Annotated in this window: 3 protein-coding genes; all 3 read right to left on the reverse strand. The window is 45.7% G+C overall.

What is annotated here, in order from left to right; genetic code table 11:
- Positions 1–328: hypothetical protein (locus RMO79_RS11750; RefSeq protein ID WP_310483350.1), on the reverse strand; the 328-nt coding region annotated here is incomplete at its 3' end.
- Positions 325–540, reverse strand: a complete 216-nt coding sequence (locus tag RMO79_RS11755; protein ID WP_310483351.1) for a hypothetical protein — start codon at positions 538–540, stop codon at positions 325–327. The genes RMO79_RS11750 and RMO79_RS11755, both read right to left, overlap by 4 nt.
- A 109-nt stretch (positions 541–649) precedes the next feature.
- Complete coding sequence (gene mgtE / locus RMO79_RS11760) at positions 650–1999, reverse strand: magnesium transporter (RefSeq protein WP_310483352.1); 1350 nt, start codon at positions 1997–1999, stop codon at positions 650–652.
- Between the last annotated feature and the right edge of the window lie 194 nt (positions 2000–2193).

Below are 2193 nucleotides of genomic sequence, written 5' to 3' on the forward strand. Positions count from 1 at the left end.
GATTTCCCGTGCGATAGGTAGCGATCGATCCGCGTTTGGTTTGGACTTCGCGCACTGATGTTAACATCAAATCTCGTCCATCGATATTCATTAAAGCTGTACTTTGAAATTGGGATTGATATGCTGATAAGAAAACATCCCGTTTTTGGCGACCGCTAGACAGATGTAGGTCGCAAAATGTACCCTGGATTTTGAGTAAGTTAGAATTGCGAATACTGCCGATCGAGATCGACTGATTCTCGGCTAGGCAAGATAGCGAATAGCTGGTAATTAACAAGCATAGGATAGTATTACCGCTCGATCGAACTGGGTTGAAAAAGATTTTCACAATATGGATGTGTTCAGCGGATCGTTAAAATCCGCTGCCATCGTAACTTGCCCTTGCAGACAACCAAACAATTCTTTACGACTCAATTTATTTTTTGGTAATGGACGATCTGGTTGCTGCAATCTAGCAATGACACGAGCGATTACTTCCAATCGCTCGGATGGCTCCAACCTGTCTACATCTGCCAAAATTTTTTCGAGTAAAGGACTCATAATAAACCTCAATTTTACATTTATTACAATCCGAAACTTAGACGATTACCTCTGGTATGCTGTGCCTAAGGCAGGTTTACGCCAACGCGATTGCCTGAACCTCGATCGGCTACAGGTGTAAAACATTACTCCCGATCGTAATTAAGGATAGAAACAGAATAAATCCGATCGTATCTAGTAATGTTGTTACTAATGGCCCACTAATTAGAGCCGGATCTAACTCTAGCCGTTTGAACCCCATCGGTAATAATGTCCCTAATGTCACGGCAATTAATGTATTTGTTGCCATCACAATTCCGGCTACCACTGCTACCCAGCGTTCGCTTGGCGGTGTCCAAATCAGCGCGAGTAGAATCATAGTCAAACCAAGACCGATGGCTGTTCCTAAGCCTGCTAGCACCTCTTTACCCAGAATTTCGAGGGTATCGCCAGGAGTGACTTCACCGACACCGAGGGAACGAATGGTGACAGTTAAGGCTTGAGTGCCGACTGCGCCGCCAGTATTAGAAAATAGCGGCATAATTACGGCGAGTACTGGCACCTTAGAAATCGTATCTTGAAAGGGGGCGATCGAACTAGAGGCACCGATATATAGTGCCATAATTCCCAGCAACCAAGGCAGGCGGTTTTGTAATTTACTCCAAGGCGGGGACAGGGAAGAATCTTCACCGCTACCCACACCAGCGAGTTTTTGGATGTCTTCGGTGGCTTCTTCTTGTAAAATATCAACAACATCATCGATCGTAATAATCCCGACTAAGCGATCTTCACGATCGACTACAGGCACTGCAATTAAGTCATACCGCTGCATTTGCCGCGCGACATCTTCTTGAGACGTTTCGGTATAAACTTTAATTACCCGATCGCTAGCAATATCTTTAATCGGCGTATCGGGGAGGGTGAATACTAATTGCCGCAGCGAGACGACTTGCTGTAATTTCCGGCTGTCGTCGGTAACATAGGCATAGTACACCGTTTCCTTATCGCGATCGCTTTGTTTCATTTTTGCCAAAGCTTCGCCGACTGTCAAACCTTGCCGCAGCCGCACGTATTCCGTCGTCATCACCCGTCCAGCCGTGCCTTCAGGATAGCCGATAATCGTCGATGTCGCTGCCCTTTCTTCGGCACTGAGTTGCCGTAATAACCGTTTGACTACTCCCGCAGGTAGCTCGTCGAGTAATGCCACTCGATCGTCGGGACGCATGGCTTCGATAATCTGACACACTTGAGTATCGTGGAGTGCTTCGATTAACTCTTCTTGAATCTCGGTGGGTAGATATTCAAAGACATTGATGGCGCGATCTTTATACAATAATCTAAAGGCGATCGCCCGTCGCTCTTTGGGCAATTCGCTAATATAGTCGCCTACATCTACCCCCGGTAGATGGTTGAGTTCTGACTTGAGTTGATTTAAGTCAGTAATTTCCGATAACTCGATCGCACCTTCTCGACTTAGCATGACACCTCCTAGCCCCCTCTATGCTGGGAGACTAGCTCGTCAGATTCTAGAGAAGGTTGTTACTTTAAAGCAGATGGACTATAGTCCACGACGTACATATGACTTAATACCGATATTTTTAATAAAAATTTAAGATCGGTATCTCTATCGTAGCTCTTGATGCATCGAGAGTGCAATCTTAAATTAGGGGGGAG

The organism is Chamaesiphon sp. VAR_48_metabat_403 (genome assembly GCF_031422475.1).
Taxonomy (GTDB): domain Bacteria; phylum Cyanobacteriota; class Cyanobacteriia; order Cyanobacteriales; family Chamaesiphonaceae; genus Chamaesiphon.

Coding starts and splice junctions, on each gene's coding strand:
- RMO79_RS11755 (WP_310483351.1), bottom strand. CDS start 540: ATGAGTCCTTTACTCGAAAAAATTTTGGCAGATGTAGACAGGTTGGAG.
- mgtE (WP_310483352.1), bottom strand. CDS start 1,999: ATGCTAAGTCGAGAAGGTGCGATCGAGTTATCGGAAATTACTGACTTA.